The organism is Pseudomonas sp. PA-4-8C (assembly GCF_021606625.1).
In the GTDB taxonomy this organism is placed as follows: Bacteria; Pseudomonadota; Gammaproteobacteria; order Pseudomonadales; family Pseudomonadaceae; genus Aquipseudomonas; species Aquipseudomonas lactis.
In genome coordinates this window covers 1-5,650 of the sequence record NZ_WKCD01000324.1, presented here as the reverse complement: position 1 = coordinate 5,650, position 5,650 = coordinate 1, and the positions used below count along the sequence as shown (strand labels likewise).

At 57.5% G+C, this 5,650-nt stretch carries 3 protein-coding genes and 1 pseudogene; 2 read left to right on the top strand and 2 right to left on the bottom strand.

Features of this window, described 5'->3' with window-relative positions; all coding sequences use genetic code 11:
* Positions 1-1,475 (bottom strand): acyltransferase family protein (locus GIW04_RS27155; protein ID WP_236479375.1); only part of this gene is annotated, 1,475 nt, incomplete at its 3' end.
* Positions 1,476-2,147: 672 nt separating this feature from the next.
* Here GIW04_RS27155 and GIW04_RS27150 point away from each other — a divergent pair.
* The gene (locus GIW04_RS27150; RefSeq protein WP_236269899.1) at positions 2,148-4,187 is read left to right on the top strand and encodes a glycoside hydrolase family 99-like domain-containing protein; all 2,040 of its coding nucleotides are present in this window, start codon (positions 2,148-2,150) and stop codon (positions 4,185-4,187) included.
* 80 nt (positions 4,188-4,267) lie between these two features.
* Positions 4,268-5,341, top strand: a complete 1,074-nt coding sequence (locus GIW04_RS27145; RefSeq protein WP_236269898.1) for a glycosyltransferase family 4 protein — start codon at positions 4,268-4,270, stop codon at positions 5,339-5,341.
* A 20-nt stretch (positions 5,342-5,361) separates the two neighbouring features.
* Here the strand turns inward: GIW04_RS27145 and GIW04_RS27140 are convergent.
* Positions 5,362-5,650, bottom strand: a pseudogene (locus GIW04_RS27140) (GDP-mannose 4,6-dehydratase); the annotation flags it as partial.

Below are 5,650 nucleotides of genomic sequence, written 5' to 3'. Positions count from 1 at the left end.
ACATCTGGCTTATACATCGCAACTGCAGCCAGTCGATCATTATTCGCCTCGACAACCGGCTTGCCTTCATCGGTCTTGCCCGAGACGGCGAAGAACGGTGGCCCGTTACCGTCCGTCATTTGCGCTATGCCATACTCCGGATAACCGTCATCACGGACTTTCAGGACCCCTTGGTAGAGAGCAGCGGCGTACGAATCACCCCAGATGAAGATCATCTTGCGTCCAGGTTCGATGCACTGCGCAAAGCTCGCATCTTTGGGTACCGAATGACACACCCCGTAGCGGATATTCTGCTTGAAATCGAAATATTCGTAGACGTTGGTAATGGACGACAGGGCTTTGATTTCGTCTGCAATCCGGTAAGGGGCGCCGTTGCTTTTAGCAATGGTATACCCGCTCACCGCTACCAGAACGAAGGTGCTGATGGCCAGCGGTCGTCGTGTTCTGGAGCGCCATCTGCCAAGCGTGCCCACGGCGGACGCTCGGCGGGTGCCTGGCCGCTCCACCGTCCAGTAGGAGGCCGAGCCCAGTGCAAATGACAATGCGATACCACCCGCGATTGCCCATGGCTGGTCGGATAGCCCATGTTTATAGAGATAGACGCAAACCGGCCAATGCCAGAGGTAGGTCGAGTAGGATGTCTTGCCTAGCCAGGCGACCAGGCCATTGGTGGTCAGCCAGGTTCCTGTATAGGCCGCGACAAAGACAAGACAGGTACCGGCGACAGGCAGCAGTGCCCACTGCCCTGGCCACGGTGTGGTGCTATCGAGCACAACCAACGACAGGATGATCAGCCCCAGTCCCGTCAGTGCCACCCATGCTTTATTCCGGCCCCGCAGCTCCAGCGGATAGAGGTATACAACTCCGCCAATCAGCATTTCCCATGCGCGTGACGGCAGCATGAAGTAAGCAAAGCTCTCTGCGCGGTAGGACAACCACGTTGCCAGCGCAAATGACAGACACATCAGTGCCACGATCGCCAGCCGGCCCGAACGAGCGCCAACGGCCTTCAGCAACGCCATGATCAGAAGCGGATAAAGCAGATAAAACTGCCACTCGACCGACAGCGACCATGTGTGCAGCAACCACTTCAAGTGCGATGCAGAGTCGAAATAACCAGACTCGCTGTAGAACATCAGGTTCGAGGTAAAGGTCAGTGCACCTGCAGCATGCGTTCCGAGCTGCTTGTAATCAACAGGCAGGAGGTTGAAATAGCCCCAGACCAGCATGGCGGCGCATAGCACCAACAATGCTGGAATCAGCCGCCTGGCCCGGCTGACATAAAAACCAGGCAACGAAAAAGTGCCCGATTGAACCTTGGGATAGATCGCCCCTGTCATCAGGTAGCCAGAAATGACGAAGAACACATCGACGCCAGCAAAACCGGCCGGCAGTAGCGTTGAATTGAAATGAAATACAACAACGGCCAAAACTGCCAGTGCCCGCAGGCCATTTACATCATCCCTGAATCGCATACCTATCCTTTGGTAGTCATCAAATGCGCTTGAAACATCACGCTGAATCTATCACACAATATGTATACGACAGTGGCACAAAGCCTTACCGTCTGGCGGGCAATAGGGTGGCTAATTGCAAATGCCCAATCAAGCTGCCACGCCCCACCAACGCAGGCGTTATCTCCCAATTGTTCGGGTACAGCTTTTGGCAGTATCACCCCCTGATGTTCGACTTACAGTTTATTGCCTCGTCTGACCTTGCTGGAGCCCTGTAATCGTCCCGCTCAATGACCTGGCAGGTACCGTGTAAAGGCGAAGCCCTATATGCTTGTGCTCAATGCCCGCGGTTAAAGCGAGAATCTACGGTCCCGTCACAGTGGCGCTCGGACTCCAGTTTTAGCTGGAAATCGTCAGCAGGCTGTTTCATTATTCAATTGTTATTCAATGGCCTGCGCGCCCACAAGCGGTTTATCGTAAAGCTGATCAGCTCACGCAACCGACGCGGCTGCGGCCAATCGCAGACGTGCCAGCCCATCTCACGCGGTAGCTGTCACGCACGCGTCTCTACAGGAATCCTCAACCGCCATGACGGAAGATCCAACACAGACGGTCGCACCCGCCGTCGCTCCACAGCCCCCGCACCAAGAACATTCGCCGACGCCGGTTCACAGCGTCGAACCTGATAGCAGCGTGGGCCACTCGTCGCCTCTCACTGAAATGGACCTGCCGTGCGCCGATGGCGTCTGGGAGTGGCAGGACTATGCTCAGGTCCGGGCGCGCATCGCCGCAGCCAAGGCCACGCACCGCGCAGCCAAGCCTGTGTCGCTGTTCCAGGTTCTGGATTTCACCGCAGACGACCTGCCCCGCCATGCCGAACAGCTTAGCTTCCAGCCCGCTGGGCCGTTGCCTCTGGTGTCCATACTGATCCCGGTATTCAACAACGCCAAGCTCACCCTTGAGTGCCTTGCATCGATCCAGCAGCACCTGCCCGCCGATCTTGCCGTAGAAATCATCGTTGCAGATGACGCCTCCAGCGACGAGACCCTGACCCTGCTCGAGCCGATCGCCAACATCCGCTACCTGCGCAGTGAAGAGAACCTCGGGTTTCTGCGTAATTGCAACAGAGCGATGGCCGCGGTCAACGGCGCGTTCACCGTTTATCTGAACAACGATGTGCAGGTAACTGCTGGCTGGCTGGAAGCGCTGCTGGCGACATTCGTCGACTACGACCATGTGGGCGTGGTTGGGCCAAAGTTCGTCTACCCCAGCGGCCATCTGCAAGAGGCCGGGGCAGCACTAGCGCCCAACGGCGTCTCGACCATGATCGGCTTTGCGGAACACCCAGACCAGCCGCGTTTCAATTACACACGGCGAGTCGACTACGTATCGGGTGCTTGCCTAATGGCGCCTACCGCGTTGCTCAAGCGCATTGGCGGTTTCTCGGAAGAGTTCTTACCCTGTTACTGCGAAGACAGCGACCTGTGCCTGACGATTCGAGCTGCTGGTTATGAGGTCTACTACAATCCGCATGCAACCATCGTCCACCACCTGTCCAGTACCACCGCCGCGACGGGCAACGATTTCAAGATGGCTGCCATTGCCAACAACGTCAGCGTGCTGAACAAGAAGTGGGGCGCTACGCTGGATCAGCACTTTGATCCGCGCCTCATCACCTTCTTCCTGCCACAGTTCCATCCGGTGCCGGAAAACGATCTGTGGTGGGGCAAAGGCTTCACCGAGTGGACCAACGTCAGTAAGGCAAAGCCAAACTTTGTGGGCCACTACCAGCCCCGGGTGCCTGCCGATATGGGTTACTACGACCTGCGCTTGCTTGAAGTGCTGCAAGCTCAGGCAGACCTGGCGCAGCGCTACGGCATCCATGGGTTCTGTTTCTACTACTACTGGTTCGATGGCAAACGCCTGCTGGAGCGTCCAGTCGAGCAGCTGCTACTCAGTGACAAGCCGGACATCCCGTTCTGCCTGTGCTGGGCCAACGAAAACTGGACACGGCGCTGGGACGGGCTGGAGCAGGAGGTGTTGATCGCTCAGGCCCACAGTGAAGACGACGACCTTGCGGTTATCAACGACCTGATCCGTTTCTTCAAGGATGACCGCTACATCAAAGTGGATGATCGTCCGCTGATGGTGATTTACCGCCCAGCCCTGTTCCCGGACTTCGCTAAAACCGCTGCTCGCTGGCGAGAGGCGTGCCGCGAGCAAGGTGTGGGGGAAATCTACATTGCCATGGTCGAGTCGTTCGAACTCGCCACAGCCGGCTTCCATCCCTCATTGTTTGGCTGTGATGCGGCAGTGGAATTCCCGCCAGGTGGGCTGGTCGAGCCCAAGCCGCCAACCGGTGCGATGCTCAATCCGGAGTTTGTTGGCCACTCGGCTGACTACCGCGACCTTGCGGTAAGCTTCGCCTCGCGTCCTGCCCCTGGATACACCCGTTTCAAAGGGGTGATGCCTGGCTGGGACAACACCGCCCGCCGCCAGCATGCCGGCGGCTGCTTCGAGATGTCGACGCCCGGCGCATTCCAGGCTTGGCTCGAAGAGTCGATTACCGATACCCGTGAGCAACACTTTGGCGACGAGCGCCTGGTATTCATCAATGCCTGGAACGAATGGGCCGAAGGTGCTTACCTCGAGCCCGACCGTCGCTTCGGTCACACTTACCTCGAAGCGGTGAGCAATGCGCTGGGCGCCTCGCGTCTGTTGAAGAAAAACTGAGTGGCTGAAGACTGATGACGGATAGCATTAAAGACAGCAGTGACGTATGTCTGGCCGGCCACCCATTTGCCCCCATCGGTATGGGCGAACATGTGCGAGCCACCTTCAGGTCGCTGAACGCTGTTTACCAACCGCCGCAGCTGCACGATATCTACAAGCTCGTGCCCGCCAGCGACGATGAAGTGGTCGAGTTTGGCCAGGCCATGGTTGAAGATCCTGCGCCGATCAATATTTTCCATATCAACGGCAATGAGGTCGCCGGCGCCCTGGAGCACATCAACAAGGCTCGTCCATGGACCGGCTACAACATCATCTACCCGCTCTGGGAGCTGCCGCACTATCCGCAGGAGTGGGCAGTGCAACTGGATCGCTTTGACGAAATCTGGGCAGCTTCACGTTTTGTCATGGACGGCCTCAAAGAGATCTGCAGCAAACCTGTGGTTCATATGCCCTTGGCCACTGAAATCCAATTGGACGGGTTTTACAGTCGACGCTATTTCGGCCTGCCTGAAGCTGACTATGTGTTTTTGTTCTTCTATGATCTGCGCTCGTACTCGGCCCGTAAAAACCCGCACGGGGTGTTTGAAGCATTTAAGCAACTGCTCAAGAAAAGGCCTTATACCCGTACACATCTGGTGATCAAAGTGAACGGGGTCGACATGAACCCACAGGCGTTCGCAGAGCTGCAGGCTGAGGGGGAGGCACTGTATGGCCGGGTAACGTTGATTGATCGAATGATGAGCAGCAGTGAGGTCAAGAATCTCTTGCGTTGCAGCGACTGTTTCGTGTCACTGCATCGGTCCGAAGGCTATGGTTTTGGTGTAGCCGAGGCGATGGCACTGGGCAAACCAGCGATCGCCACTGCGTATTCGGGCAACATGGACTTCATGACTTCAGACACCAGCCTGCCCGTGGGTTACCGTTTGATCCCGGTATTGGAGGGTGAATATCCGCACTATCACGGCCAGCACTGGGCTGAGCCGGATCAGGATCAGGCTGTGGCGTACATGCTGCAACTGGTCGATGATCCGGCAATGGGCCGGGCGTTAGGCAAAAAGGCCCAGTTGCACATGCAGAGTAACTTCAGCTACCGCTATACCGGGCTGCGCTACAGGACCCGTCTGGACGAGATCCGGAGAGCGCACCTGGCCTGAACCTCATGCGAGGCAAGCGCTCAATGCTGCAAAGTCTGCCTGACGTGTTCTCGCCAGTAGCCAAGGATGGCATTCACCGTCTGCGCCAGCGGGATTGTCGGCTGCCAGCCCAGCTCGGCCTTGATGCGCTGGTTGGACCCTGCCGCAACCGGGATGTCCGAAGGGCGCAGGCGCTCTGGATCTGTGTGAATTTCAATGGGCACTGTGGTCTGCGCCAGAATTTCGTCCAGTACGGCACGGATCCGGGTGCTGGCTCCGGAGGACAGGTTGTACACCCGATGCGCAAGGGGGCGACCGCTTAACTCGACC

What these genes read in the sequence shown, in the direction of transcription:
- GIW04_RS27145 (WP_236269898.1), top strand. Translation starts at nt 4,268, where the DNA reads ATGGGCGAACATGTGCGAGCCACCTTCAGGTCGCTGAACGCTGTTTAC.